Origin of the sequence: Cyanobium sp. Lug-B (assembly GCF_024345635.1) — a bacterium.
Lineage (GTDB): Bacteria > Cyanobacteriota > Cyanobacteriia > PCC-6307 > Cyanobiaceae > Cyanobium > Cyanobium minutissimum.
Genome location: NZ_JAGQBM010000008.1, coordinates 1 through 25099 on the forward strand (window position 1 = coordinate 1; position 25099 = coordinate 25099).

The following is a 25099-nucleotide window of genomic DNA, read 5'->3' on the forward strand; positions in this document are numbered from 1 at the left end:
GCCTCGGCCAGGGCCGCCCCCAGGGCGAAGGCCAGGCTGGGCGGCAGGGCGGGCAGGCGGCGCTCCAGATCCTCCCGCTCCACGGCGGAGCCGAGGCCCTCCAGCGCCGCAGCCACCGCGTCGGTTTCCCCCGGGTCGAGCGGGGCCGCCTCGCCCCAGCCGACGGCGCCGCCTTGGCCCTGCAGCCGCAGCAGCCAGCCCCGTTTCGCCGCCACCGTGCCGTTGGCCGTCTGCAGCGGCCGGGGCAGACGGAAGGCGAAGGGCCTCACCCGCAGCTCCAGGGGCCCCAGCGGCCCCGCCCCCCCGTCCGCCCTGGCGTTCACCGGCCCGCCAGAGCCGTCAGCCAGGGGCCCAGGGCCAGGCCGCAGGCGAGCCCCAGGCCGTTGAAAGCCTGGAAGCGCAGGGCCAGGAACTTGCTGCCGACGATGCGCTCCGGCCGGTGGTGCTCCTCGCCGAGGAGCCGGATCAGGGCCCGGGCCGGCGGCAGGCCGATGGCCCCCAGCAGGGCCGTGAGGGGCCACCAGCCCAGCAGCACCGGCGCCCACTGGAGCGCCAGGGCGGCGGCCACGAACCAGGGCACCAGGCCGGCGGCGCGCCGGGTGCCGAGACGCACCACCGGCGAGCGCTTGCCATGGGCGGCGTCCTCGTCCACCTGGTGGAAGTGGGAACAGAACAGCACCAGCGTGGTGGCCAGGGCCGGTCCGCTGCCCAGAAGCAGGGCGTCCCCCCAGGGCACCCCGCCCGCCCCCTCCCCGGCCGGGGCCAGGGCCAGCAGGGCGGCGGCGGTGGCGCAGGGGCCGAAGGCCAGCCAGCAGAGGGGTTCCCCCAGGCCCCGGTAGCCGAGGCGGAACGGGGGTCCCTGGTACAGGTAGCCCAGGCCGCAGCAGGCCAGCACCAGCAGCAGCACCACGGCGCTGCTGCGCAGCGCCACCAGGGCCATCAGGCCCAGCCCCACCACCAGGCAGCCGTTGGCCAGGGCCAGCACCCGATCCCGACGGCCGGTGAGGTTGACCACGGAATGGGGCTTGCCGTGGGTGTCCACACCGGTGTCGGCGTCGAAGACGTCATTGGCGAGGTTCTCCCAGGCCAGCAGCAGCACGGCCGCCAGCAGGAACAGCAGCAGCTGCCCGGGCCGCAGACCCAGACCCTGGCCCAGCCGCCATCCCGCCGCCAGCAGCACCGGCATCACCGCCACGGCGTACATGGGCCACTTCACCGCCGCCCGCCAGAGGCGGCCGCGGGAAGAGGCCTTCGAGGCGGCGCCACCCCCCGCGGCGTAACGGCTTGCGACGACCTGTGGCTCAGACATGGGGGCCGCGGGCGTTGGGCGGGGAAAGGCCCATACATTTGAGCAGCCTTCCGCCCCGGTCCCGCGGCCCCTTGGTGCAGGCCCCTGCCACCTTCCCCGCGCTGCTCTCGGCAGCCACCGCCGCCAGCCGGCGTCTGGAGGAGGAGGGAGTGCTCAGCCTGGCCCTGCCGCTGGCCGCCCTCGACCCGCTCGTGGCCCTCACCCACCTGGGCAGCGGCGGGGACTTCCGCTTCCTCTGGGACGGCGCCCCGGGGCTCAGCATCGCCGCCGCCGGCCAGTGCAACAGCCTGGAGCTGAGCGGTCCGCGGCGCTTCGAGCTGGCCCAGCGCTTCAGCAGCCTCAGCCTCAGCCGCCTGGCCAGCGAACCGTCCCCCTGTCCGGCCCTGGCCCGGCCCCGCGTGCTGCTGGCCTTCGCCTTCTTCGAGAGCCCGCTGCACCCCGGCACCGGGGCGGCGGGGGTGCAGGCGGTCCTGCCCACCTGGCAGCTGAGCCGCCAGGGCCGCCACTGCTGGCTGCGGCTGCAGCGCAGCCTCGGGGGCGATGTCACGGCCCGCAGCGTGGCCGAGGAGCTCTGGGACACCCGCCAGCGGCTCGAGGCCCTGGCCGGCCCCAGCCCTTCCATGGCGGGCCGGGACACTCCGGTGGGCATCGCCCATGGCTCCCACTGGCACGCGGGCTACCGCTCCGCCCTCGACCGGGCCCTGGAGCTGGTGGAGCGGGGGGAGCTGCAGAAACTGGTGCTGGCGGTGCGTCAGCACCTGCTGCTGGATGGTCCCCTCGATCCCCTCAGCCTGCTGTCGCACCTGCGCCGCAGCCAGCCCGGCAGCTGCCGCTTCCTCTGGCAGCGCTCGGAGCGGGAAGCGCTGGTGGGGGCCTCGCCGGAACGGCTGCTCACCCTGCGGCAGGGCCAACTGCGCAGCGATGCCCTGGCCGGCACCGCGCCGCTGGGGGAGCCGGCCGATCTTCTGCTCCAGTCGCGCAAGGACCGCCACGAGCACGAGCTGGTGGTGGAGACGATCACCGCGGTGCTGCAGAAGGCGGGCCTCGATCCGCGGCGGCCGCGGCGGCCGCGGCTGGCCCGCCACGGCTCCCTGGTCCATCTGCACACCCCGATCACGGCGTCGCTCCGCGGCCAGGCCCCGCTCACCCTGGCCGAAGCGCTCCACCCCACCCCGGCGGTGGCGGGCCTGCCCCGCCGCGAGGCGATGGCCTGGCTGCGCAGCCTGGAGCCGTTCGAGCGGGGACACTACGCCGCCCCGATCGGCTGGATCGACACCGAGGGCGACACGGACCTGCGGGTGGCGATCCGCAGCGGCACCCTGCGGGGACGTCAGCTGGAGCTGACCGCCGGGGCAGGGCTGGTGCGGGGCTCCCACCCCGAGCGGGAGCTGCAGGAGGTGGCGCTCAAGCTCGGGGTGCTGCAGCAGCAGCTCAACCTGCCGGTGGCGGCCGGCTTCGGCTGAGCCGGACCCCCCTCAGCCGGCCAGCAGGCGCTCGATCACCTGATCAGCCAGGGGCCGGCGGCCCAGCCGCTCCACTTCCCGCACGCCGGTGGGGCTGGTGACGTTGATCTCGCTGAGGCGGCCGTCGATGACGTCGATGCCGACGAAGAAGAGCCCTTCGGCCCGCAGCACGGGCGCCAGCTCGGCGCAGATGTGCCGCTCGGCGTCGGTGAGGTCGGCGGCGACCGGGGCACCGCCCAGGGCCAGGTTGCTGCGGAACTCCCCCGCCTTCGGCAACCGGTTCACGGCGCCGAGGGGCTCCCCGTCCACCAGCAGGATCCGCTTGTCGCCGGCGGTGACCGCGGGCAGAAAGGCCTGGACCATCACCGGCAGCGTCTCCTGGAGGGTGACCAGCTCCAGCAGGGACCGCAGGCCGGGGGCCGCCGCCGCGGTCCGCACCACCCCCTGGCCGGCCCTGCCCGCCAGGGGCTTGAGCACCACCTCCTGGTGGCCGGCGGCGAAGGCGGCCAGCTGCTCCACCCGGGCGCTGACCAGCGATGGCGCCATCAGGTGGCTGAAGCGCAGCGCGCCCAGCTTCTCGTTCCAGGACCTCAGGGCGGCCGGGCGGTTGAGCACCCGCACCCCGAAGGGCTCGGCCAGCTCCAGCAACTGGGTGGCGTAGAGATAGGCCTCATCGACCGGCGGATCCTTGCGCATCCAGATCCAGCGGAAGTGATCCAGCGGCATGTCACGGGGCCCATCGGCCTCGACCCAGGGATCGGGCACGCTCCAACCCTCGGCGGTGGCGGCCATCGGGGCCAGTCGCACCGGCTGGGCCCAGGCCCGGGGCCGGTGGCGGCCGTCGTCCGCAGCGGCGCTGGAGAGATCGGCCTGGGTGCAGACCCACACCGCCAGACCGGCCCGCTGGGCCGCCTGCATCAGGGCCACGCTGGAATCCTTGGCCGGCCGCAGGCGCGTGATCGGATCGACCACGAACAGCTGGGCGTCCCGATCGGGGCTCACGCGACCAGACGCAGGATGGGGCCCAGCTCACCGGCCGTGTGGAGCTTGGCGAGCTCCACATAGCCGCCGATGGCGATGCCGTCGATGAAGATCTGGGGAACGCTGGTGCGGCCGCCGGAGCGCTTCATCATCACTTCCTTGTTGATCTCATCGTCGTCGATGATGAATTCGTTGTAAGTGACCCCGAGCCGATCCAGCAGACCCTTGGCCCGGATGCAGTCGGGGGAGAAGCGATAGGTGTAGATCTCCACCTTGGCCGGCGGCTTCTCCTCCACGGCGTCCTGCCCGGATTGCTCTGGGGGGACTCCTGGGATCTCCATCCGGTCTCACATGGGGCGTCATCGCGCAGCTTAAGGGGACCGTCCATGCCCCACCAGATCCGCCTGGGCCGATCGGCGCAGGCCCGGCATCCTGTGGCCTGATTCCCCGGCGGCGCATGGTCCGTCGGCTTGATGCGCCCCCGTCCCCCTTCGCCCCAGCAGATCCGCAACGCCCTGCAGGTGGGGTTCGCCGGATTCCTGGCGGCCGGGATCCACGCGGCGGCCGGACCGGACGTCAACGCGATCGACGGCTTCTACGTGGTCTACGGCGCCGCCCGCAGCCTGCTGCCCACACCGGAGGCGTCACGGGAGGCGGCCTGGGCGCGGATCGTGGGCACCGTGTTCGGCGGCGCCGTGGTGGTGCTGCTCACCCTGGCCCTGCACAACTGGCTCGCCATCGGCATCGGCTACGTCCTCATCCAGCTGCTGGGACGCCGGCTGGGGCTGAGTCCGGCCACGCTGATGAACGCCGTGATCATGACCGTCCTGATCCTGGCGGTGCCGGCCCACGAGCGGATGGGGGGCTGGTACGTCGTCGACAGGACCGGCTGGCACCTGCTCGGGCTGCTGCTGGGCATAGCCGTCGAGCGCCTGTTCTGGTACCGCTCGCCGCTGCAGCGCCTGGAGGACAGTGAGCGGGGTCTGCAGGGCCGAATCGAAGCCCTGCTGGCTGGCACGTCCCCCGACGGGGCGGAGGAGCTGATCGGCGCCTATGGCGCCCACTGCGCCGTGCGCGCCGCCGTGCTGCGCAGCCCCCAGGCCCTCGGCCTGGCGAGTGAACGGATGCAGGAGCGGCACGAGGCCCTCGAGCAGGCGCTGCGCCACGCCGTCGCCCTGGTGCGGGTGCCGGCCGTGCTGCGCTCCATCGATGCCGACGCCTGCCGCGAGGCCCTGCTGCGGCTGCGCAGCCTGGCATCAGCGCCATGACAGCGCCGGGACGGTCGGCCGTGATCGTGCGCAACGGGGCGGTCCTGGCGCTGGTGGTGGCCGCCTGCCACCATCTGGCGCTGCCGGAGGGCCTGTTCCTGGCCCTGGCGGTGCTCACGATTCTCGAGACCGACCTCGGCGGCGGCGTGCTGGCCGGGCGGGAGCGGATCATCGGCACCCTGCTGGGACTGCTCGCCGTGGTGATCGGTGCGGGGATCCTGGGCGGCCTGTCCAGCGCCCTCGGCGTCTTCGTGGGACTGACCCTGGTGCGGCTGTTCGGATTCGCCGCCGGTCTGACCAGCGGCTTCGTGGTGGGCGGGCATGTGGTGGCGGGCAGCCTGATGAACCACGGCGCTGCCTGGTGGCACTACGGGTTCTGGCGCACGGTGATGACGATCCTGGGCGTGATCCTGGGGGTGCTGGTGTCGCGGCAGATCTACAGCCAGCGGGCCTCCAGCGCCTGGCAGGCCTCCTGTGACGGCTGGCTGCTCGATCTGGCCCGCTTCCTGGAGCGCCTGCCGACCAGTCCCGCGCCGGAGCAGCAGGTCGAGGCCCTGCGGGAACGCCGCAATGGCCTGCGCCGCCGGCTGCCCCAGCTGGCGGCGGAGCGGACCCTCATCCACGGCCAGCCGGACGAGGCGGTACTGCGGGCCCAGCAGCAGCTGCAGCACGGCAGCACGGTGATGAGCGCGGCGCGGGATCTCTGCCTGCTGCTGCGGCAGGAAGCCCCGGCGGCCTGGGTGCCGCCGGGGCTGATCCCGCGGCTGCTCGACAGCGGCCGGACCCGGATCGGGGCGCTCGTCGAGGGGCGGGACGCCCCGGACGCGCTGGCGGACCTGGGCCGCTGCCGGGAGCAGCTGGCCGCGGCGCTGCCGGAACCGCCGCCGGCGCCCCAGGCCTCCGATCCGGCGCCACAGGAAGCCCGGACCCAGCTGCTGATCGCCAGCCGGCTGCTGCTGCTTGCGGATGCCCTGATCCGGCTGCCCCAGTCCCCCCAGCGCCCGGGGCGGCCGGATGGGGGGCGCTGATAGGGTCGAGCCATCGCCGGATTCGCTTCCCCTTGCTGGATCTCACCGACTTCAAGCGCGACCTCTCCGAGCTCACCGACCGCCTGGGCCATGCCCAGGACTGTCTTTGACGTACCGGCCCTGAAAGCCCGCCAACGGGACCTGGAGCAGCTCGCCTCCCAGCCCGGCTTCTGGGACGACCAGCAGCAGGCCCAGAAGCAGATGCGTCAGCTGGACGAGGTCAAGGCCCAGCTGGAACAGCTGCAGCAGTGGCAGGCGGCCATCGACGACGCCCGCGCCACCCTGGAGCTGTACGACCTGGAGCCCGATGAGGAGCTCCTCGGCGAGGCCAACGGCGGCCTGCAGAGCCTCAAGGGGGCCCTCGACCGCTGGGAGCTGGAGCGCCTGCTGAGCGGCCCCTACGACAAGGAGGGGGCGGTGATCTCGATCAATGCCGGTGCCGGCGGCACCGACGCCCAGGACTGGGCCCTGATGCTGATGCGGATGTACACCCGCTGGGCCGAGGACCACGGCATGAAGGTGACCGTGGACGAGCTCTCCGAGGGGGAGGAGGCTGGCATCAAGAGCTGCACGATCGAGATCGACGGCCGCTACGCCTATGGGTACCTGCGCAATGAGAAGGGCACCCACCGGCTGGTGCGGATCTCTCCGTTCAACGCCAACGACAAGCGCCAGACCAGCTTCGCCGGCGTCGAGGTGATGCCCAAGCTCGAGGAGGAGGTCAAGCTGGACATCCCCGAGAAGGACCTGGAGGTCACCACCTCCCGCTCGGGCGGAGCCGGCGGCCAGAACGTCAACAAGGTGGAGACGGCCGTGCGCATCCTGCACATCCCCACCGGTCTGGCGGTGCGCTGCACCCAGGAGCGCTCCCAGCTCCAGAACAAGGAAAAGGCCATGGCCCTGCTGATGGCCAAGCTGCTGGTGATCGCCCAGGAGCAGCGGGCGGCCGAGATCGCCGACATCCGCGGCGACATCGTGGAGGCGGCCTGGGGCAACCAGATCCGCAACTACGTGTTCCATCCGTACCAGATGGTCAAGGACCTGCGCACCGGCGAGGAGACCACCGACGTGCAGGGGGTGATGGACGGGGATCTGGATCCCTTCATCCAGTCGCTGCTGCGCCAGGGTGTGGAGATCGCCGCCGACGCGGCCGCCTGATCCCCTCCGCAGCGCCCCCCATGCCCGAGCGCCCCAGCCCGCCGCCCGCTCCCGCCGCACCGGGGGAGGAGAGCCCCAGCTTCGTCAAGCTGGCCATGCGCAACATGGTGCGCAAGGGCCGCCAGAGCCTGCTGCACTTCGGCCTCACCGCCCTGGGCCTGTGCGGGTTCCTGCTGCTGATCGCCTGGCTGGGGCGGCCCAGCCTGCCCGGATGACGGCGCCGGAGATCGACCTGGCCTTCAGCCTGGAGCCCGGGACTGCCGGTGACGCCACTCTCCCGGAGCCCCTGGCGGACCCCGCCGTGGCCGAAGCCCTCTGGTGCGGCCATCTGGGGGCCTGGCTGGCCCAGCTGCTGCCGGAGCTGCCGGCTTCCCTGCGCGCCGCGGGCTACAGCCTGGGGCTGGAGCTCACCGGCGATGCCACGATCGCGGAGCTCAACCAGGCCTGGCGCCAGCACAGCGGCCCCACCGACGTGCTGGCTTTCGCCGCCCAGGAGGAGGCGCCGCCCGCCCCCGCGGGGGTGGAGCCGGACTGGCTGGAGCTGGGCGACATCGTCATCTCCCTCGACACGGCCCGGCGGCAGGCCGAGGCGGCCGGCCACGGCCTCCAGGACGAACTGCTGTTCCTGGCCAGCCACGGCCTGCTGCACCTGCTGGGCTGGGATCACCCCGATGACGACAGCCTGGAGGCGATGCTGGCCCGGCAGACGGCGCTGCTGGAGGCGTCCCCCTCCTGACAGGGGCTGTTCCCAGCGACCATCGGCGGTAGGGTGCCGGTTGTCCCTCCAACGGCGGTGCGATGCCGATGCTCGTTCCCGAGGAACATCCGCCGGCCCTCCGCCAAGTACCCAGCGACGTGGCCAGCGACGTGCACCGCCGCGGCAGGCGCCTGAGGGTGGGGGCGTGGAAGGTGGCGGGCGACCTGCCGGCGAGCTTCCGCTACGCCGCCCAGGGCCTGGCCTACGGCTTCGCCAGCCAGCGCAACTTCCGCATCCATGTGGTCACCGGCGCCGTGGTGTTCGGCCTGGGACTGTGGCTGCGGCTTGCCGCCGACCGCCTGGCGGTGCTGGTGCTCACGGTGGCGGCGGTGCTGGTGCTGGAGCTGCTCAACACGGCCACCGAGGCGGTGGTGGATCTCGCCATCGGCCGCCAGTTCCACCCCCTGGCCCGCATCGCCAAGGACTGCGCCGCCGCCGCCGTGCTCGTCGCCGCCCTCTCGTCGCTGCTGATCGCCCTGCTGCTGCTCGTGCCCCCCCTGCTGATCCGCCTCGGCGTCTAGACCGTCCCCATGCTCCTGGTCCTCGACAACTACGACAGCTTCACCTTCAACCTGGTCCAGTACCTGGGTGAACTGGCCGCCGACCACCCCCTCGCCGCCGAGGTGCGGGTGGAACGCAACGACGCCCTCGACCTGGAGCAGATCCGGGCCCTCGAGCCGGCGGCGATCCTGATCTCCCCCGGCCCCGGTGACCCGGACCAGGCCGGGGTCTGCCTGGAGGTGCTGCGGGAGCTGGGGCCCACCGTGCCGGTGCTGGGGGTGTGCCTGGGGCACCAGTGCCTGGCCCAGGTGTTCGGGGGGCGGGTGGTGCGGGCCGGCGAGCTGATGCACGGCAAGACCTCACCGGTCCACCACCGCGGCGCCGGCGTGTTCGAAGGGCTGCCCGAGCCCCTCACCGCCACCCGCTACCACAGCCTGATCGCGGAGCGGGAGACCCTGCCCGACTGCCTGGAGATCACCGCCTGGCTGGAGGACGGCACGATCATGGGCCTGCAGCACCGCGACCATCCCCACCTGCAGGGGGTGCAGTTCCACCCGGAGAGCGTGCTCACCCAGGCCGGTCACCAGCTGCTGGCCAATTTCCTGCGCCAGGCCTCCCACTGCTAGTTTCGCGCCACATCCCGGGCCCGGTGGGGCCAGACGCGACTCCATGGTTGACCCCACCAGCCGGTCCGCGACAGCGCTGACCGGATCTGCGACAGCCCTGCGCAGGACCAGCACCCCAGGGCTGGGCCTGGGTGCGGGGCTGCGCCTCGGCGCGGGTCTGGCCCTGGCGGCCGGACTCACCCTGCCGATGCCGGCGGTGGCCCAGAAGGGCGGCGGCGTCTCGATCACCCATCTGGGCCACAGCGCCCTGCTGATCCAGGGGGGTGGCGCCCGGGTGCTGGTCAACCCGTTCCAGGCCGTGGGGTGCGCCGCCGGGCTGCCCGTGCCCCGCGTCAGCGCCGATGTGATCCTGGCCAGCAGCCTGCTCAAGGATGAGGGCGCCCAGGTGGCCAGCGGCAAGTTCCTGGTGAAGCCGGGCTCCTACCGGCTGGCCGGCCTGCAGATCGAGGGCATCGCCGCCCCCCACGACCGGGTGGGCGGCCGCCGCTTCGGCAACGCCACCCTCTGGCGCTGGCGCCAGGGCGGTCTCGACATCGCCCACCTCGGCGGCACCGCCGGTCGCCTCAGCCCCGCCGATCGGGTGCTGCTGGGACGGCCCGATGTGCTGATCATCGGCGTGGGCGGCGGCGGCAAGGTCTACACCGGCCAGGAGGCGGCCGAGGTGGCCCGGGAGCTGCAGGCCCGCCGGGTGATTCCGGTGCAGTACACCACCGGCAAACCCCCGGCCGGGTGCGACCAGGGGTCGGTGGAGCCGTTCCTGAAGGCGATGGTGGGAGCCACCGTGCGCCGCAGCGGCCGGAGCATCTCGGTGGTGCCGCCCCTGGGGGATGGGGTGGTGGTGGAGGTGATGCGCTGAGGCCGGCGGCGGCCCTCGCACCTCACCCCAGACCGTCGATGCGGCGGTAGGCCTCCCAGAAGCGCTCCATCTGGGCACCGGTGCCGAGGCTGACCCGCAGGGAGCCGTCGATCAGCGGCTTGCCGGCCATGGAGCGCACCAGGATGCCGGCCTGGCGCAGGTCGGCCTCCACCGCCGCGGCCGGCCGGCGGGGCCAGAGCAGCAGGTAGTTGCCGCCGGCGGCATGGTGGCGCACGCCCGCCTGGCGCAGCTGGGTCACGAGCCGGTCCCGGGCGCGCAGCACCTCGGCCACATAGCCATCCACATAGGCCTGGTCGGCCAGGGCGGCCTGGGCGGCGGTGACCGCGAAGCTGTTGATGTCATAGGGCCCGCAGACCCGGCCCACCCGCTCCACCAGCGCCGGGGCGCCGATGGCGAAGCCGATGCGCAGGCCCGCCAGGCCGGCCGTCTTGGCCAGGGAGCGCAGCACCAGCAGGTTGGGGAACGCGGCGAAATCGGCGACGGGCAGCACGCTGTCGCCGGTGAAGGCCTCGTAGAGCTCATCCACCACCACCAGGGTGTGCGGCGCCGCCGCCGCCAGCTCCAGGATGGGCCCGGGCGCCAGGCGGGTGCCGGTGGGGTTGTTGGGGTTGCAGATCAGCAGGATCCGTGGGGCAGCCGCCGCCGTTCCCGGGGCCTCCAGAGCCGCCCGGATCGCCTCGAACGGGAAGGCGAAATCCGGCAGGCGGTAGGGGATCGCCTCGATCACCATGCCCTGCATGCGGGCACAGGGGGTGTAGTAGCCGAAGGTGGGGCTGGTGGTCAGCAGGCGGTCGCCCGGCGAGCCGAAGGCATGGAAGACGGCATGGATGGCCGCATCCACCCCGTTGAACAGGCCGATGTGGGCCGGCGTGAGGCCCCGGCCCCCCAGCGAGCGCACCACCGCCTCCCGCAGGCCGTCGTACTCGGGGTAGATGGCGTAGTGATCGGCTGGGATGGCGCGGATCGCCTCCACCACCCGGGGGCTGGGGCCGACGGTGTTCTCGTTGAAATCAAGCCGCAGCAGACCGCGGCGCCCCTCCAGGGGGGCGCTGTAGGCCGTGAGGGTCTCCACCTCCGGCCGGGCCCGGGGGCAGGGGGGAACGGCCGGGCTCTCGCCTGGGGTGGGGCTGGTCACGGCGGCGGAGCTCAGATCGCTGCGACTGCCATCCTGCAGCGCAGCCCTACCGTCTGTGCACGTCGATCTGGAATCCGGTGGCGCGATCGGAGCTGGCCCTGCGGGCCCTGGAGCGGGGCGACCTGCGGTTCATCCACGACCAGGTGAACAACCGCAGCGTGATGGCCTACTGGTTCGAGGAACCCTACGAGTCGTTCGATGAACTGGAGGATCTCTACAACCGCCACATTCACGACAATGCCGAGCGCCGTTTCGTGGTGGAAAACAGGGCCAAGGAATTGATCGGCCTGGTGGAGCTGATCGAGATCGACTACATCCACCGCCGGGCAGAATTCCAGATCATCATTGCCCCGGAGCACCAGGGCAAGGGCTACGCGCGCTTCTGCATCCACAAAGCCCTCGACTACTCCTTCACCATCCTGAATCTCCACAAGATCTACCTGTCCGTGGCCGTTGACAACGCCAAGGCCCTGCACCTCTATCAGCAGTGCGGCTTCGTCGAAGAGGGCCACCTGGTGGGTGAGTTCTTCATCGAAGGCCAGTATCGCGACGTCAAACGCATGTACATGCTTCAGGAGGATTATCTGGCCAGGATGCCCAAGGACTGAGGACCAGCCCATCGGCCGTGGATCTCGACCGGGCAAGGGCTGAACGGTGCCCTCCAGCCCCCGGAGGAAAGCAGAGGCGCTCAGAAAGAGGAGCTCAGAGGAACCCAGAGAAGCCCAGCGGAGGTCAGACGATCCCGGAGGCGGCAATCGTGGCGTTCGGGATGTCCAGCTTCCGGGCGATCTGATTGGCGATCCTGGCGCCAAGCCACACGCCACCGATGCGGCCCAGTTCCCGGGGGGTGGCCGGAACACCGAAGACGTCATCTTCGCTGTCGGGAAGGCGGGTGGTGATGCCATCGCATTGCCGGTGCACCCCCAGATAGACCCGGCTCACCGCGTTATCCACGATCGCCTCCCACAGGCTGCCGTAACTCAGGGTGAGACGGTCCCGAGGCCACGGGATGCAGGGATCCCTGTTGCGACCATCGGACTCATCGGAGACGAATTCGAAGCGCACATCATCCAGGCCGCTGCCGGCCGGATCGAAGCTGCCCAACCCCCGGGCCACCAGGAACAGGCGCAGCAGCTGGAAGGCCGCCGCACCGAGGGTGGCGTGGCCGGAGGGATAGGAGGGAAGATCGGGCGTCAGCCCCGCCCCACTGCCGGTGCCCTCCGGACGGCCCAGGGGCAACCGGCTGGCTTCGGCGAGCCCCTTCCCCACGACGGCCTCCCGAACCCCCACCGCCGGACGGCCCATGCTGTGGGTCGGGGCGTACTTGTAGTGCCAGGCATCGATGCCCGCATCGGCCATGGCCACGGCGGCGCCAGCGATGACAGCCAGTCCATCCAGCCCCTGGAGCTGGCCGGGATGGCGCTTCTCGATGGCGTCGAGCACCGTCAGCACCACCTGCAGATAGAGGCGGGGTGGGGTGCCGAGCTCCCGGGGGCCGTCGTACGCCCAGGCGATGCCGATCACCTCTTCGGCAAGGGTGCGAAAGGCCGGATCGCCGGGGGCGCGGTGGAACTCCCCCCGGGAGGCGACGGTCTCGGCATCGAGGCGACCGGGGGGTGGCGGAAAATCCGTCACCCGGGTCGCGGCCAGTGGCGTGGCTTGTCCCCAGTCGGCGCCCGCAAAACCCTGGGTCGGCTGGGGCGGTACCGGCCGGTGGTGGCAGGGCGTGCCATCGGGCGTGCCCGCGGTGCGCGCCTTGCTGAGGTCGTCGATGCCGACCTGGTGAACGGCCTTGCCGTAGGCCCTGCCGGCCATCTCCACCGGCGTCCCGGCCGGACCCAGGGCGAAGTCATCGAGCCATTGGCGCCAGGCCCGCTCCAGCAGGGAGGCCTGGTTGGGGTAGCGAAGCCGGAGCACCTGGTGACAGGCGGCCGCGGCGGCCAGATCCCTCTCCTCCGGGCTGGGGAAGGGGAGCAGGCCGGCGGGGATGGGAAGGCTGAGCAGCTGCATGGCCGAGCCGGCGACGACGGACCTGACGTCATGCAGGGCCGCCAGGGCCATGCCGAGGGCCCGAGCCGTGAGGAAGGGGCCCCGCTGGTCACCGGAGGACAGGGAATCGGTGTGGTCCCGGCGCACACACTCCAGGCTCATGTCAATCCAGAAGCGCGTTCTGGAGCCGCCTGCCGCCATGGTCCTGTCCGTGAAGGGCCCCCTGATTGTGTGGAGACAGCCCGGAACGACCTGGACCTGGGATCACCCGTTCCCGTCCTGTTGGTGATGGCTGGGTGTCATCGCGGTGACAGGAGGGAGCGAGCTCCCGATCCAGGGCGGCCAGGCACCGGAGCGCCGATCGGATCCCGCGCCATCAGCGGCGCAGCTGATGCACCAGCCGGCCCCGCACCGGTGGCTCGCTCGCCGCCGGTTCGGCGCGGAGGAACCTGATCGCGAGGGCCAGGGGTGGGGCGGCCAGCGCCAGCTTCGGGCGGCTCTGGGAGCTCCACCACTCGTAACCCAGCCCTGGGACCGTGGCCACCCGGTGGGCCATGGCATGGAAGAACACATAGGCGGCCAGCAGCCGCCGGAGGGACCCGAAGCGGGATTCCCGGATCGCCTCGATCCCATCGTCGCTGGGGAGACAGATGCCATTGCCGCAGCCCCCATGGATCGGGCTGGGGATGACCAGGGCGGCCTGAAAGTGCTCGGCGCTGATGCAGGGATCGGAACTCAGGGCGACGATCTCGGGACCGGCACCCAGGTGACGGAGGCCTTCGGCCTGTCGGGCCGCCCCGAGCACCGCATCGGCGTGGGCCCGCTGTCGCTGGCTGCAGCGGCCGTCGGGAACCCCCAGGAACAGCAGGGTGCCGCGCACCAGCCGATGGGCATAGCCGTGGGGGAGGGAATCGGCGGGATCCGCACCATGCACATCGAGGGCCGTGAGGCCATAGCTGAGGGCGAAGAGCTTGCTGACGAAGTTGCTGAGCAGCTGGTGCAGCCCCTCGGCCTCGCCGATCACCAGGCTCCGCCGACCGATGCGGGCCAGGGGCTGGCGCCCCTGAAGGAACCTCAGGCCCAGGGTCCAGCACCAGGGACCCAGGACGTAGAGGGCCACATCGGCGGGCAGGCTCAGGGCCAGCAGCAGGGAACCCATCCCCTCCCCCTCGGCCAGGCCGGCCAGCGGCAGCAGGGCGAGGGTGAGGCCCCGGAACAGGGGCATCCCCCATCCCAGGCTGCCGAGGACGTACAGCGCGTGGATCAGCCAGGCGGCCGGGGTCTCCAGGACATGCCAGGCCCACCGCCTGCCTTCCTGCACCAGCCGGCGGGAGACGGCGCTGGGGTGGGGCTGCCCCCCCTCGTCGGCACCGATGATCTCGCGGACATCGTTGACCAGAAGCTGGTCCTCCATCGTCTCCAGAGCCAGCAGCGCCTCCGGTCGCAGCCGCAGCCCCAGGGGGCGCTGGTCGGGGAAGGCCTGCTGGACCTGGCGGCAGAGGCTGAACAGCAGCTCGGTGAGGGTCTGGTGCATGGCCGCCACCGTGGCGGTGGCGGCCTCGGAGGTGCGGCGGCCGGCCACCGTGGTGAACAGCCGATGGCGGCGGGCCTGGTCGGGGCCGTCGGGGGCCGGCAGCGGAGACACCGGCAGGCTGTCCGGGTCGCCGATGACCAGGAAGACGTCCTCGATCAGGGCCTCGCGCACCAGCCGGTCGCAGGCGTCCAGCACCTGGCGGCAGGGGGTGCTCTGGCCGGAATCGCTGAGCACCAGCACGATCGACTGGCGGGACAGATTCAGGGACGATCCGTCGCCGTGCAGATGCTGGAGAACGGCGCTGGCGGAGAGCGCCTTCACGTGGAGCAGGGGCATGAGCCCCTCCAGATCCCGCGCGAAGTGCGCACCCAGCCAGAGGTTGTTCTCGAGGCCTGTGACCAGCAGATCCACATGGCTGGATCGGGCCAGGGCCGGATCCAGTCCTTCGCGCGTGAGCAACGCCTGCCTTTCGGCCAGCCGCATCGCCGTGGCGATCAGCAGCCGGGCCAGGGCCTGGGCGCTGGCGCGGTTGGCCGAGAGGGGATGGATCCAGTCGTCCTGGATCCTGGACAGCAGACCGGGGATCGCCGCCAGGTCCGCACCCACCGGATCCAGGCCCCCGCGTCCAGCCCGGGATGGGGGCTCGGCGGATCCGGGGCAGGTGCGGGAGGCCTGGCGGCGGCGACGGATCTCCTCGGCGGTCAGTTCACGCTCCTGCGAGAGCGAGTGGATGGTGAGGGCCGTGGGGGAGAGGACGGCGATCTCGCCGGCGACCGGATCCAGGTCGATGCGATGGCAGCCGGGTCGCCCCCCCAGCACCGCATCCACCGCAGCCGGCTCGGTGGCGTAGAGAGCCACGGCGCCGGGTCCGTCGACGCCGATGGCGATCGACTGCCCCAGGCTGCAGAGAACCAGCCGGTCGGGCCAGGTGGCGGAGATCACGACCAGCCCGAAACGGCCCCGGGCACAGGCCAGGAACTGGCGGGCCGCGGCGAAGGGATCGTGATGCAGGAACGCGCCGATGGCCGCCCGGATCCATCGCCGGGTCCGCGAGGAGCTGTAACGCCGCAGCAGGGGATCGGCCTCGAGTCGGTGCAGGATCCGCAGGGTCAGTTCCTCCATCACGGCGGGTTGGTCGAGGCACGCGTCTGGGCGGGAGGCGATCAGGTCCTGGAAGGCGGCTTCGAAGCCGGTGGCCCAGGGCGCGAAGGCGGCGCTGGCCGGGGCGGCGGCGGGCTCCGCAAGAAGCCGCAGGGACGCCAGCCGCACGGCGGCGAACCAGTCCCCCTGGCAGATCAGCAGATCCATCAGTCCGGCGACCGTCGGCGCCGCTCCGGCCGCCGCAGGGCCGCCGCGCAGGGCAGCCCGCAGCCAGGTCCCCAGGCCGTGGACGGTCGTTTCGGCGCCGAACAGGCTGTACCCCTGGAACTCGCCTTCGAGGGCGATGCGGTGCTGAACCGCCTGCCAGTCACTCACCCAGCGTCCCTGCGACCTGGACCAGAGACGGCGCCGCTGGGGCGGGGACCAGCGCTGCCAGTGGGACTCGAGGTTGCCGGGGGGGCCGCTGGAGCCGGGGCCGTACTGCCAGGCCGCGATCAGCCCGGAGGGCACGGGTCGGCGGCCCGTCCGGAGGGCCCGGCTTCCGGCCCGGCGGAAGCTGCGCTCCAGCGAGCGGGTGAGGTGGCCGCGCTTGCCGTTGATCCTGCCGTGTCCGACGACGTCGATCCGGCCCCTCCGATCACGCACCACCACCAGGCCAGCGCCTGCGGGGGCCCCCCGGGTCTCCATCTCCAGGCCCATGGTCCGGAAGCGATCGATGGCAGGCGGCGGCAGCAGCTCGCCCCGCACCGATGGATCGGCACCACTGATGAAGCCGAAATGGCCGCAGTGGAAGCGGGCGGCCCGGCCGCTCCCGATCGCCGCCCAGTCAGTGCGTGAGGCCAGCAGCAGGGCGCCGTTGGCCGCCGCCACGCAGACCAGCAGGGCGCGCACGGGGGCGGGGCTCCCTGCGCTGAACACCTCCAGGCCGCCCCAGGCCAGGGCGAGGGCCAGCAGGTTGGACAGCAGACCGCCGCCGGCCTTCAGTCGCACCCGCCAGGGTGTCGGGTCCCCGGCCGCCATCCAGGGTCGCGATCGCCCCCGGCCGTCCCCCGGACCGATCGGGGCCAGGGGCGCCAGGCTCCCCAGGACCTCGCCGGGGGAGCGATGCTCCAGAAGGTTGACCACGGCCAGGGCGTCGCCGTCGCCGTCGACCAGGGCGCGCATCAGGGCATGGCCGGTCCCGTGCAGCAGCTCCGCCGAGCACCAGCTGAGCCGGATCAGGGACGACAGCACGAGCGGCCATGGCGTCGCCGGGCCAGGCAGCCCGGCCACCACCAGGGCCAGCAGCTCTGGCCAGCAGTGCCCGATCCACCCGTCCGTCCCAGCGGGCGCGGGCCACCGATGCCGGTGACTGGGGACGAGGGACGTCATGACAGGCAGGCCAACGCACTGCCGTCACTGTCCGGGCATCGCCGCCGGCGTGTGTTGATCCCCGTCGCCTCCGACTGGGAGATGGCTGCCACTCCGCTGTCACCTGGATGACAAGCCAGGCAAACCATGGGAAGGTGGCGCGTCCGTCGGAGGGAGATGGGAGGCTTCGAGGCCGGTGAATTGAGGTCCTTCCCCCTGTTCGAGGGACTGGCGATCGAGCAGCTGGAGAGCCTTCTCGGCGAGCACCGGACCCTGCAGGTGCCGGCGCAGCATCAGCTGGTCTTCGAGGGTGACTGGAACGATGGGTTGTTCTTGATCCGCTCAGGGGTGGTGAAGGTTCGACGCCTCACGTTGCAGGGGGAAGAGGTGGTGATCGCGTTGATGGGTGCCGGGGAAATGTTCGGAGAGCTGGCGATGCTGCTCGGCAACAGCCGGCGGTCTGCCGATGTGGTGGCACTCACCCCGCTTGAAGTGGTGAAACTGCGCTGGAAAACGGTCCAGGACGAGTTGGATCGCTCGACGGGATTCGCCATCGAGATGGCCCGGCTGCAGGCCAGGCGCCTGCTCGGCCTGGGACGACGCTTCAGCCTGCGGGGCGAGGATGCCCCCACCCGCGTCCTGGCCACCCTGCTGGAGCTGGCCTACTGCAGCGGCTATGGCAACGATCCGCTCGCCCCGATTCCCGACCTGAAGCAGACGGAGATCGCCGCCATCGCCGGGCTGGCCCGCGGCACCACCTCCCGGATTCTCACCCAGCTCCGCTCCCGGGGAACCATCGTCGAGACGGCCGAAGGGCTGCGGCTGGCGAATCTGGAGCCCCTGCGTCGGCGGGGACTGCTGGAGCCCTGATGGCCCCGCTCCGGCACGGCCTTCCGGGTGGCCGGAGATGACAGAACGTCGCAGGAAAAAACAGCCGGCCGTTAGAATGGAGTGGAGGAATCCACACCTCTCGACGTTGGCCGCAGCCCCGAGCACGGCGATGCATCAGCCATGGGTCCACGGGTGAAACCTGTCAAACGTCCTCCGGAACGACGTCAGGTCACTGTTCTGTTCTGCGACCTCGTCAACTCCACATCTCTCGCTGAGCAACTCGACCCCGAGGTGCTGATGGAGATGGTGGAATCCTATTACGCCATTTGTGATGACATTGTCTCCTCACACAGTGGCTACATGGCCCAGTATCTGGGTGATGGCATCCTGGCCTATTTCGGCTATCCCGATGCCTCGGAGGAGGCGGCCCCCAATGCCGTCAGGGCGGGCCTGCGACTGCGGGAGGCGATACGGGGCCTGCCGTCGCCCACCGGTGAACCCCTGCGCAGCCGCATCGGCATTGCCACGGGATCCGTGGTGGCCACCAGCATCCGGAACATCGAGACACCGCACAAAGCCGGTCTGATGATGGGGAAAACCCCGAATCTGGCCGCCAGGCTGCAATCGCAGGCGGGCCCCGACCAGATCCTGGTGTCGGAGAGCACCCATCGGATCACCCGGGAGTTGTTCCATCACCAGAGTCTTGGTCCAAGGGAACTGAAAGGCTTCCATCAGGCCGTGCAGATCTATGCGGTGGTGGAGGAAACCGACGTGTCCTGCCGTTCCCAGGCCCGCTGGAGAACCAGTGATCTGCCGCTGATCGGCCGCCGGCAGGAAATGGAACGGCTGTGGAACGCATGGCAGGCCGCCGCCGCAGGGCGGGGCCAGGTGGTGCTGCTCCAGGGGGAAGCGGGAATCGGCAAGTCCCATCTGGTCGGTGAACTGAAGCGATCCCTGCTGGAGCAGGGTCACCGTCAGATGAGCTGGTACTGCGGCCCGAACACCAGGGAAAGCACCCTCCATCCCATCGCCGAACAGATCAACAAAGCCGCCGGCTTCGAAAAGGGCGAAGCCGATGGGAGCCGCCACCAGAAGCTGGCCCGGCTGATGGAGCGCTACGGCGCCACCGAAGCCAGCAGCCTGGAGGTTCTGGCCGATCTCATCGGCCTGCCCGGAGGCCAGCAGTCGGCGCTGGAGGGACTGACCCCCGAGAAGAAACGACAGATCCGACTGGACACGCTGCTGGCCATGGTCCAGGCCTGGAGTCAGGGTCAGCCGAGTCTGATCGTCGTCGAGGATCTGCACTGGATCGATCCGACAACCCTGGAACTGCTGGATCGTCTGATCGCCGCCGCCCATCGGCAGCCCTGGATGGTGCTGGCCACGGCGCGGCCCGAATTCGATGCGCGCTGGCCCCCGGGCGACAACTGTGCCCACGTCAACCTCAGGCGGCTGGACCGCACGGCCTCCGAACAGATCTGCACCTGTCTGAACGCCGATGAAGCCCTCTCCCCCCAACTGATGCGGCGCATCGTCGAGCGCTGCGATGGGATTCCCCTGTTCGTGGAGGAAACGACGAAGGCCATGCTCGAGCAGGTTCGTGCCAACGGCACCGGCGGCGGCGATGACGCCGACCCGATCCCGGAGACCCTGCAGGACTCCCTGGCCGCCCGCCTCGATCGACTCGGTCCGGCCCGTCGGCTGGCCAGTATCGCCGCCGTGATCGGCAGAAGCTTCACCTACGACTTACTGGAAGCCGTTTCCAGCCAGCCGGAGGCGGTGCTGCGCCAGCAGATGGATGATCTGCTGGTGTCCGGGCTGCTGCAGTTCTCCGATCAGACAGCCGGTGAGGCCTACGAATTCAAGCATGCGCTGATTCGTGACACGGCCTACGAAACCATGCTGAAGCGGGAACGGCAGATCCTTCACGAACAGATCGCCGAGACCCTCTCGGGTCATTTTCATGAGCTCGTGGATGCGGAGCCCCAGCTGCTGGCCCATCACTTCACCCGCGCAGGATCCTTCGAACAGGCGATCCCCCACTGGATCAGGGCCGGGGCACGATCCGCTGAAATGGCCTCCCATGAAGAAGCTGTGCAGCACTTCCAGACGGCCCTCGATCTGCTGCGTCACGAAGGCTGTCGCCAGGAGGCGCTGCCAGCCTCCCTGGAGCTGACACTGCTGCTGGGCCTGGCCATGAGCCTGGCCGGATCCCGCAGCTACTCGGCACCTGAAGTCGGGCAGATTCTGGAGGAATCCCGGAGGCTGGCGGAGCGCCTCGAGGACAGCCAGTCGTCCTTCGCGATCCTGCGGGGAATCTGCAACTTCAGCCTCGTCTCCTGCGATCTGGAGAATGCCGAGCACTCGGCTGGCCAATGCCTCCAGCGATGGGATCAAGGCCGGAATCCCATCCACGGAATTGAAGCCCATTTCTCCATCGGTTACGTCCATTACGTCAAGGGATCCATGGCCCTGGCGCGCCAGCATCTGCGTGAAAGCATTGACCTCTATCACCTCCACGAGGGCTGGGATCTGAGCTTTCCGTCCACCCATGATCCGATGACAGGTTCCCTCACTGCCCTTGCGATGGTGGAGCAGGCCGCCGGCGATCCGGACCAGGTGGCCGCCACCCTCGAACAGGCACGACGCCATGCCGCACGGCTGGGCCGGAACTACGAGACGGTCTACACGATGAGCCACGAACTGCTGATTCTTGTGCTGCAGGGTCGCTATCTCGAGGCCATCGCCCTCAGCGAAACGATCCTGAAGATCTCCGATACCTACGGCTACCTGACCTGGCGTGCCATCGCCAAGGTCTACAAAGGCGTCGCCCTGGCCCAGGCCGGACAGGCGGAGCCGGGGGGAGAGGCGCTGGCGATCGCCACCGAAGGCATGCGGGAACAGCAGCGCCTGGGCGTCAGGACGCTGGAGGGCTTTCGGCTGGCCGAGATTGCCACGCTCCACTCTCTGGCCGGCTCCACCTCCGAAGCCTTCGCCACCATTGAGGCGGCTGAGGAGGCCGTCAGGCGCTCGGGTGAGGCCTACTTCCTGCCCCTCGTCCAGGTCCGCAAAGCGGATGTGATCGCCAGGGCCAGGGGCCATGACGAGCCATCCGTGATGGAAGCCCTGGATCAGGCCCTGGCCATGGCCAGGACCCAGGGAGCCACCAGCTTCGAGACGATGATCAACGACAAGAAACAGCTCTACGCACGGGAACGGATCGGCGGATCGGCGCCGTAATCGGCCTCACCCAGGGCGCAGACGTTCCGACACACCGAAGCGATGGCGGCCCCTCAGGGTCTCAGGCCCAGCGCCTGTCGGGCCAGGGACACGGACAGGCCGGCCCACTGGATCGAGGCATCCGCCAGGTCGGCGGTCAGGGACAGGCAGGCCCTGGGGATGGTGGCGAGATCCCGGATCAGGGGGCTTCCCGTCGTCGGCCCATCACCGTTCGCTTCCGCCAGGACGGAGGCACTGACCATGCGCAGGTCGGCGCTGAGGGAATAACTGGAGCCCAGCCCCACCAGCTCGATGAAGTCTCCATCGCGCTTGTGCTGCCCCAGACCGAGCTGATTGACCAAGGGAAGGCCAGCGTGATTGAAGATCTGGATCCGGAAGTGGCCGAGCCCCCAGAATCTGAGTTGGCGCACATTCTCCGACTGCCAGACCGTCTCCAGCAGGGCCTGATGGTCGGAATAGGCCGGATCCACACTGCTTCTGGTCTGCTTGAGGCTGTTGATGGCCAGCTTCGGAGACAGGAAGGTGAATCCCTGAACCAGCTCGGCGATCCGGTTCAGGAAAGTGCCGGAGCCGGACCCTGCCGGGCCCGGCCATGCCGGTCCGAGCCCGACCCCTGCCTCGGCGGCAGCACGATCCAGAACCGGCGATTCCTGGAGGGGGGGCACCTCAGCATCGAACGGAGCGTCCGCCGGGAACTTGGGATCCGCCTGGACGCGAATGATGGGCAGCATCTGCTCGTGGATGTCCTGTCCGTAGCGCATGTAGGTGGGCACACTGATCCCCATCGAGTCCGTATCGTCGCCGAACAGTTCTCCGGAGAGGGAGTTGCGGGACGGGGGGTGGGGCGCGCCCGACGGGCGTGAGTCCAGGCAATCGAATCGGCCCACCAGCTTGGACAGCCCGATCACTTCCCGACCCGTGATCGCCGAACGGATGTTGTCCACGCAGATGAATGGGTAGACCCAGCAGATCCTGTCCGGGAATCCATTATTGAAGCGAAGAACGGGGAACGATAAGAAAACCTCGTGCTGCCGGGTGGAGCGCTCAGGGTGGAAGCTGCCGGAACGCATGTCTGGATAGAAGAGCACCCCAAGAACAACGAACGGCTGTCCGAAACCGGCGCCCAACAGCGGCAGGGACGACAGCGGCCAATAGGTGAAGGCGTTGGAGGCTGGATTGAGATAACGTGAGCAGAAGCTCTCCAGGGCCCTGGCCTCGGCCCTGAGCTTGAAATAGTGCGACTGGATCCCCTTGAAGAGGTAAGGGGGAGCCTCCTGCTGGCCATCCAGTGGATTGTCGAGATAGGGAAGATCGTTCACAGATGCAGGAGCGACTGGTCCCGACACGCGTGAACTCAGCCTACCCGCAAAACACAACCCGATTCCTCCAGCAGCGAGCCTCCGTAGAGGTGGGCGGGCGACTGAAAACCCGGTGCGACCTGGCCGTTCAGGACACGCCTGACGATCGCCGACACCGTGGCAGCGGTGACGGTATAGCCGTCCGGTGTCTGGAGGCGGAGGGAGCGGCAGCGTCGCCAGCGATCCTCCGCTTCCACCACCAGGGTGAAGCCGGAGCGCTGGCGTTGGGTGGCGGAGGGGGCCTCAGGCCAGCCCTGGCTCAGTAGATCCAGCAGCCGCTGGCCCAGGGGCGACTGGGGGAGAGGGGCCAGGCTGGAGCCGGCCCGCAGGGCGACCTGAACCGGCCAGTCCGCCTCGGCATACACCTCCAGGGTGGGGATGCCGCGGGTGACCTGGCTGATGACGACGTCCGGCCAGGTGACGGCCACCGCCGTCCGCAACCCGGCGCCGAAATCGAAGCAGCGCGACAGCGACCCCGCGGGCACGGCCGTGGCGATCCCCTGCCTGCGCACCAGCACGGTGGAACTGGTGAGTCCCATCAGGCTGCGGAAGGTGCCCCGGGACATCACCTCAGGGGCAGACAGGGCCAGCCGCAGCGCCACCGCATCCGGGAACCTGGCGCGGGCCAGCGCCAGCAGACAGTCCGACGCCACGATCGAAAAGCCGATCCCCGGCATCAGCATCACGCCGTTGGCGGCGGCCAGCTCACCGTGATCCATTGCCTGCTGAAAGACGGGCCATTCCCCGGCCAGATCGAGATAGTGGGTCCCGCGGCGAAGGCAGGCGGACATCATCGGCAGGGCCGTGTGCTGAAAGGGGCCCGCCGCATGCAGAACCACCTGGATCCCGTCGAGGGCAGCCTCCAGCTGCGAACGGTCGTCGAGGGACACCACACGACCGTCCAGATGCCACCGGCGGGCCATCTCCGTGACCCTGCCGTGGTGGCGGCCGGCCAGCACGACATCGACACCCTGCTCCCGAAGCGCCCGGGTCAGCAGGCGGCCGCTGAAACCGGTGGCCCCATAGAGCAGGACACGACCGACAGGCGCGGCGACAGGGTCGCCAGGGGTCTCAGGCATCAGGTCGTCCGGTTGAACACCCAGGGGACCAGATCCTCGATGAAGTCCTTGTCCGGAGAGTCGGGAAGGTGCCCATAGGCTCTGGTGAATTCATGGCGCGCGGCGCCCGCCAGGGACTCCGCCACCATGCGCGCATAGTCGGGCGAGCCTTTGCTGACCATGAGGTCAGCCAGCCAGGCCACGGCATCAGCGGTGCGCTCCTCGCGGCGCAGGTTCATGAAGTGATCGAGATCCTCGCGTTCGCGTTGATTGCATTGGTCACGGACATGAATCAACAGCAGGGTGTGCTTAGCCTCCAACAGATCGCCTCGCGGCTCCTTGCCATAGGCCGCTTCCGAGGAGAAGTTCAACAGGTCATCCTGGATCTGGAAGGTGGCACCGAGAAAGAAGCCGAAGCGGACCACAGCCTCCGGGTCCACCAGGCCATGGGTGCCGAGCAGCATCCCCACCTGGGCTGGCCAGATGGTGGCCATCCATGCCGTCTTCTTCAGCACCATGGTGAGATAGTCCGCTGTGCTGATGTCATGGCGACGGTCCATTCTCCAGCCGATATCCAGCGCCTGCCCTTCCGCCGTTTCCCTGGCCATCCGTCGCGTCACGTCCAGAATCCTTCTGGCAAACGTGCCGCCGCGACGGCCAACATGGTCGAGCAGGGGACCAAAGGCCATCAACAGCATGGCATCACCGGCGTTGATCGCCAGCGGAACACCATGCAGGGCATGCAGGGTGGGAAGGCCACGACGCTCCACACTTTCATCCTGGATATCGTCGTGAATCAGCAGGGCATTGTGGAGAATCTCCACGGCACCGGCGAAGGGGATGGCGTCCTCCAGCCTTCCCCCGAAGGCGCGGGCATTGGCCATGCAGATGCACGGCCGCATCATCTTTCCGCCCCGGCTCGGATAATCGGCCAGCAGTTCGTGGAGATAGGGAGCCCGGGGCTGGCTCGTGAGGTAACGCTCCACATACTCACGAATCAGCCGCCCATAGGCGTCCAGAAGCGGCTGGATCGTTCTGGTCATGGGCCCCACGCAGCCCCTGGGCGACCGCCTCTGCTAACGCGGCTCGCCGGCATCGTCGCTTCCCGTTTCCGCAGGGGGATCGCGCCGCTCCGGCGAGCGATCATGGTCTGCGCGCCGCTGATCGACCTCCTGCAGGAGGATATCCATGGCATCGAAGTAGGTCGTGGCCATGTCCCGCCCCAGCTGGATCATGCGACTGGCCAACGTGCCAAGGTCGCGGGAGGCGTCGCCCGCGCCTCGGGCCGTCTCCCGGCTGTAGCGTTCGGCGGCGTCATGGCCCTGACGAACATTCTCCCCCAGGACCCGATACGCCGTCCGGATGGTGTCTTCCACGGTCTCGGTGATGGGCCGGCCCCCGAACGGCGCCCCGCCGTCGGCCCAGCCGCTCCGGAGCGGTTGATCACGCTCCAGTGGCGGGCGCTGCCAACGTCCGTCCGACGTCGCTCCATCTTCCATTCCCGGCTGATTCTCTGGCTTGGGGATATCCGACAT

The 25099-nt window shown here is 70.1% G+C and carries 22 protein-coding genes and 1 pseudogene; 12 read left to right on the top strand and 11 right to left on the bottom strand.

What is annotated here, in order from left to right; genetic code table 11:
* Both KBY81_RS03255 and menA read right to left on the bottom strand, forming a co-directional pair.
* A pseudogene (locus tag KBY81_RS03255) lies at nucleotides 1-323 on the bottom strand (o-succinylbenzoate synthase); the annotation flags it as partial.
* On the bottom strand, nucleotides 320-1309 hold the full coding sequence (gene menA / locus KBY81_RS03260; RefSeq protein ID WP_254975590.1) for a 2-carboxy-1,4-naphthoquinone phytyltransferase: 990 nt from the start codon (nucleotides 1307-1309) through the stop codon (nucleotides 320-322). The pseudogene KBY81_RS03255 and the gene menA, both read right to left, overlap by 4 nt.
* A gap of 71 nt (nucleotides 1310-1380) precedes the next feature.
* Between menA and KBY81_RS03265 the strand changes: the two genes are divergently transcribed.
* The gene (locus KBY81_RS03265) at nucleotides 1381-2772 is read left to right on the top strand and encodes an isochorismate synthase MenF (protein WP_254975591.1); all 1392 of its coding nucleotides are present in this window, start codon (nucleotides 1381-1383) and stop codon (nucleotides 2770-2772) included.
* 12 nt (nucleotides 2773-2784) lie between these two features.
* Here the strand turns inward: KBY81_RS03265 and gshB are convergent, their stop codons facing one another.
* The gene (gene gshB, locus KBY81_RS03270; protein WP_254975592.1) at nucleotides 2785-3774 is read right to left on the bottom strand and encodes a glutathione synthase; all 990 of its coding nucleotides are present in this window, start codon (nucleotides 3772-3774) and stop codon (nucleotides 2785-2787) included.
* Nucleotides 3771-4049, bottom strand: a complete 279-nt coding sequence (locus KBY81_RS03275) for a glutaredoxin domain-containing protein (protein ID WP_286160909.1) — start codon at nucleotides 4047-4049, stop codon at nucleotides 3771-3773. The genes gshB and KBY81_RS03275 overlap by 4 nt, the downstream gene beginning before the upstream one ends.
* Nucleotides 4050-4226: 177 nt before the next feature.
* On the opposite strand from KBY81_RS03275, the gene KBY81_RS03280 reads away from it, so the two are divergent.
* The 8 genes from KBY81_RS03280 to KBY81_RS03315 all read left to right on the top strand — a co-directional run bounded on the left by KBY81_RS03280 (nucleotide 4227) and on the right by KBY81_RS03315 (nucleotide 9947).
* On the top strand, nucleotides 4227-5021 hold the full coding sequence (locus KBY81_RS03280) for an FUSC family protein (RefSeq protein ID WP_254975593.1): 795 nt from the start codon (nucleotides 4227-4229) through the stop codon (nucleotides 5019-5021).
* Nucleotides 5018-6049 carry an aromatic acid exporter family protein gene (locus KBY81_RS03285; RefSeq protein ID WP_254975594.1) on the top strand — a complete coding sequence of 344 codons (1032 nt, stop codon included), beginning with the start codon at nucleotides 5018-5020 and terminating at the stop codon, nucleotides 6047-6049. Before KBY81_RS03280 ends, KBY81_RS03285 begins: the two co-directional genes overlap by 4 nt.
* Before the next feature lie 32 nt (nucleotides 6050-6081).
* Nucleotides 6082-7207 (top strand): peptide chain release factor 2 gene (gene prfB / locus KBY81_RS03290; RefSeq protein WP_156818482.1). Its coding sequence is split into 2 segments (ribosomal slippage): nucleotides 6082-6156 and nucleotides 6158-7207, totalling 1125 coding nucleotides; the frame shifts between segments, so codons are not numbered across the junction.
* A gap of 20 nt (nucleotides 7208-7227) precedes the next feature.
* On the top strand, nucleotides 7228-7422 hold the full coding sequence (locus tag KBY81_RS03295; protein ID WP_106219357.1) for a DUF3285 domain-containing protein: 195 nt from the start codon (nucleotides 7228-7230) through the stop codon (nucleotides 7420-7422).
* Nucleotides 7419-7943, top strand: coding sequence for an rRNA maturation RNase YbeY (ybeY, locus tag KBY81_RS03300; protein WP_254975595.1), 525 nt, complete (start codon nucleotides 7419-7421; stop codon nucleotides 7941-7943). Before KBY81_RS03295 ends, ybeY begins: the two co-directional genes overlap by 4 nt.
* 68 nt (nucleotides 7944-8011) lie before the next feature.
* Nucleotides 8012-8485: a diacylglycerol kinase family protein gene (locus KBY81_RS03305; RefSeq protein WP_106219359.1), complete on the top strand. Its 474-nt coding sequence runs from the start codon at nucleotides 8012-8014 to the stop codon at nucleotides 8483-8485.
* A 9-nt stretch (nucleotides 8486-8494) separates the two neighbouring features.
* Entirely contained in the window at nucleotides 8495-9091 is a 597-nt protein-coding gene (locus KBY81_RS03310) for an aminodeoxychorismate/anthranilate synthase component II (RefSeq protein WP_106219360.1), read from the top strand.
* Nucleotides 9092-9278: 187 nt separating this feature from the next.
* The gene (locus KBY81_RS03315; RefSeq protein WP_254975632.1) at nucleotides 9279-9947 is read left to right on the top strand and encodes an MBL fold metallo-hydrolase; all 669 of its coding nucleotides are present in this window, start codon (nucleotides 9279-9281) and stop codon (nucleotides 9945-9947) included.
* Nucleotides 9948-9969: 22 nt separating this feature from the next.
* Here the strand turns inward: KBY81_RS03315 and KBY81_RS03320 are convergent, their stop codons facing one another.
* The gene (locus KBY81_RS03320) at nucleotides 9970-11103 is read right to left on the bottom strand and encodes a histidinol-phosphate transaminase (protein ID WP_254975596.1); all 1134 of its coding nucleotides are present in this window, start codon (nucleotides 11101-11103) and stop codon (nucleotides 9970-9972) included.
* A 77-nt stretch (nucleotides 11104-11180) separates the two neighbouring features.
* On the opposite strand from KBY81_RS03320, the gene speG reads away from it, so the two are divergent.
* Nucleotides 11181-11711, top strand: a complete 531-nt coding sequence (gene speG, locus KBY81_RS03325; protein WP_106219362.1) for a spermidine N1-acetyltransferase — start codon at nucleotides 11181-11183, stop codon at nucleotides 11709-11711.
* Nucleotides 11712-11835: 124 nt separating this feature from the next.
* Here the strand turns inward: speG and KBY81_RS03330 are convergent, their stop codons facing one another.
* Together KBY81_RS03330 and KBY81_RS03335 are read right to left on the bottom strand one after the other, a co-directional pair.
* Nucleotides 11836-13254 (bottom strand): hypothetical protein, encoded by a 1419-nt coding sequence (locus tag KBY81_RS03330; protein WP_254975597.1) that lies wholly within the window; start codon nucleotides 13252-13254, stop codon nucleotides 11836-11838.
* 214 nt (nucleotides 13255-13468) lie between these two features.
* The gene (locus KBY81_RS03335; RefSeq protein WP_254975598.1) at nucleotides 13469-16960 is read right to left on the bottom strand and encodes a hypothetical protein; all 3492 of its coding nucleotides are present in this window, start codon (nucleotides 16958-16960) and stop codon (nucleotides 13469-13471) included.
* A 318-nt stretch (nucleotides 16961-17278) separates the two neighbouring features.
* Here KBY81_RS03335 and KBY81_RS03340 point away from each other — a divergent pair, with 318 nt between their 5' ends.
* Nucleotides 17279-17947, top strand: a complete 669-nt coding sequence (locus KBY81_RS03340; RefSeq protein ID WP_254972283.1) for a Crp/Fnr family transcriptional regulator — start codon at nucleotides 17279-17281, stop codon at nucleotides 17945-17947.
* 153 nt (nucleotides 17948-18100) lie between these two features.
* Nucleotides 18101-21148 carry an adenylate/guanylate cyclase domain-containing protein gene (locus KBY81_RS03345; protein WP_254975599.1) on the top strand — a complete coding sequence of 1016 codons (3048 nt, stop codon included), beginning with the start codon at nucleotides 18101-18103 and terminating at the stop codon, nucleotides 21146-21148.
* Between the two features lie 53 nt (nucleotides 21149-21201).
* Here KBY81_RS03345 and KBY81_RS03350 read toward each other — a convergent pair whose 3' ends face one another.
* The 4 genes from KBY81_RS03350 to KBY81_RS03365 are packed head-to-tail and all read right to left on the bottom strand — an operon-like array spanning nucleotide 21202 to nucleotide 25099.
* Nucleotides 21202-22524 (bottom strand): hypothetical protein, encoded by a 1323-nt coding sequence (locus KBY81_RS03350; protein WP_254975600.1) that lies wholly within the window; start codon nucleotides 22522-22524, stop codon nucleotides 21202-21204.
* Entirely contained in the window at nucleotides 22503-23585 is a 1083-nt protein-coding gene (locus tag KBY81_RS03355; RefSeq protein WP_254975601.1) for a trans-acting enoyl reductase family protein, read from the bottom strand. Before KBY81_RS03355 ends, KBY81_RS03350 begins: the two co-directional genes overlap by 22 nt.
* Nucleotides 23585-24607, bottom strand: coding sequence for a polyprenyl synthetase family protein (locus KBY81_RS03360; protein ID WP_106219369.1), 1023 nt, complete (start codon nucleotides 24605-24607; stop codon nucleotides 23585-23587). Before KBY81_RS03360 ends, KBY81_RS03355 begins: the two co-directional genes overlap by 1 nt.
* A gap of 33 nt (nucleotides 24608-24640) precedes the next feature.
* A complete protein-coding gene (locus tag KBY81_RS03365) occupies nucleotides 24641-25099 on the bottom strand; it encodes a hypothetical protein (protein ID WP_254975602.1) in 459 nt (152 codons plus the stop codon).

What these genes read in the sequence shown, in the direction of transcription:
- KBY81_RS03305 (WP_106219359.1), top strand. Translation starts at nt 8,012, where the DNA reads ATGCTCGTTCCCGAGGAACATCCGCCGGCCCTCCGCCAAGTACCCAGC.
- KBY81_RS03280 (WP_254975593.1), top strand. Translation starts at nt 4,227, where the DNA reads ATGCGCCCCCGTCCCCCTTCGCCCCAGCAGATCCGCAACGCCCTGCAG.
- KBY81_RS03365 (WP_254975602.1), bottom strand. Translation starts at nt 25,099, where the DNA reads ATGTCGGATATCCCCAAGCCAGAGAATCAGCCGGGAATGGAAGATGGA.
- ybeY (WP_254975595.1), top strand. Translation starts at nt 7,419, where the DNA reads ATGACGGCGCCGGAGATCGACCTGGCCTTCAGCCTGGAGCCCGGGACT.
- KBY81_RS03295 (WP_106219357.1), top strand. Translation starts at nt 7,228, where the DNA reads ATGCCCGAGCGCCCCAGCCCGCCGCCCGCTCCCGCCGCACCGGGGGAG.
- menA (WP_254975590.1), bottom strand. Translation starts at nt 1,309, where the DNA reads ATGTCTGAGCCACAGGTCGTCGCAAGCCGTTACGCCGCGGGGGGTGGC.
- KBY81_RS03360 (WP_106219369.1), bottom strand. Translation starts at nt 24,607, where the DNA reads ATGACCAGAACGATCCAGCCGCTTCTGGACGCCTATGGGCGGCTGATT.
- KBY81_RS03355 (WP_254975601.1), bottom strand. Translation starts at nt 23,585, where the DNA reads ATGCCTGAGACCCCTGGCGACCCTGTCGCCGCGCCTGTCGGTCGTGTC.
- KBY81_RS03310 (WP_106219360.1), top strand. Translation starts at nt 8,495, where the DNA reads ATGCTCCTGGTCCTCGACAACTACGACAGCTTCACCTTCAACCTGGTC.
- KBY81_RS03285 (WP_254975594.1), top strand. Translation starts at nt 5,018, where the DNA reads ATGACAGCGCCGGGACGGTCGGCCGTGATCGTGCGCAACGGGGCGGTC.
- KBY81_RS03330 (WP_254975597.1), bottom strand. Translation starts at nt 13,254, where the DNA reads ATGAGCCTGGAGTGTGTGCGCCGGGACCACACCGATTCCCTGTCCTCC.
- KBY81_RS03315 (WP_254975632.1), top strand. Translation starts at nt 9,279, where the DNA reads ATGCCGGCGGTGGCCCAGAAGGGCGGCGGCGTCTCGATCACCCATCTG.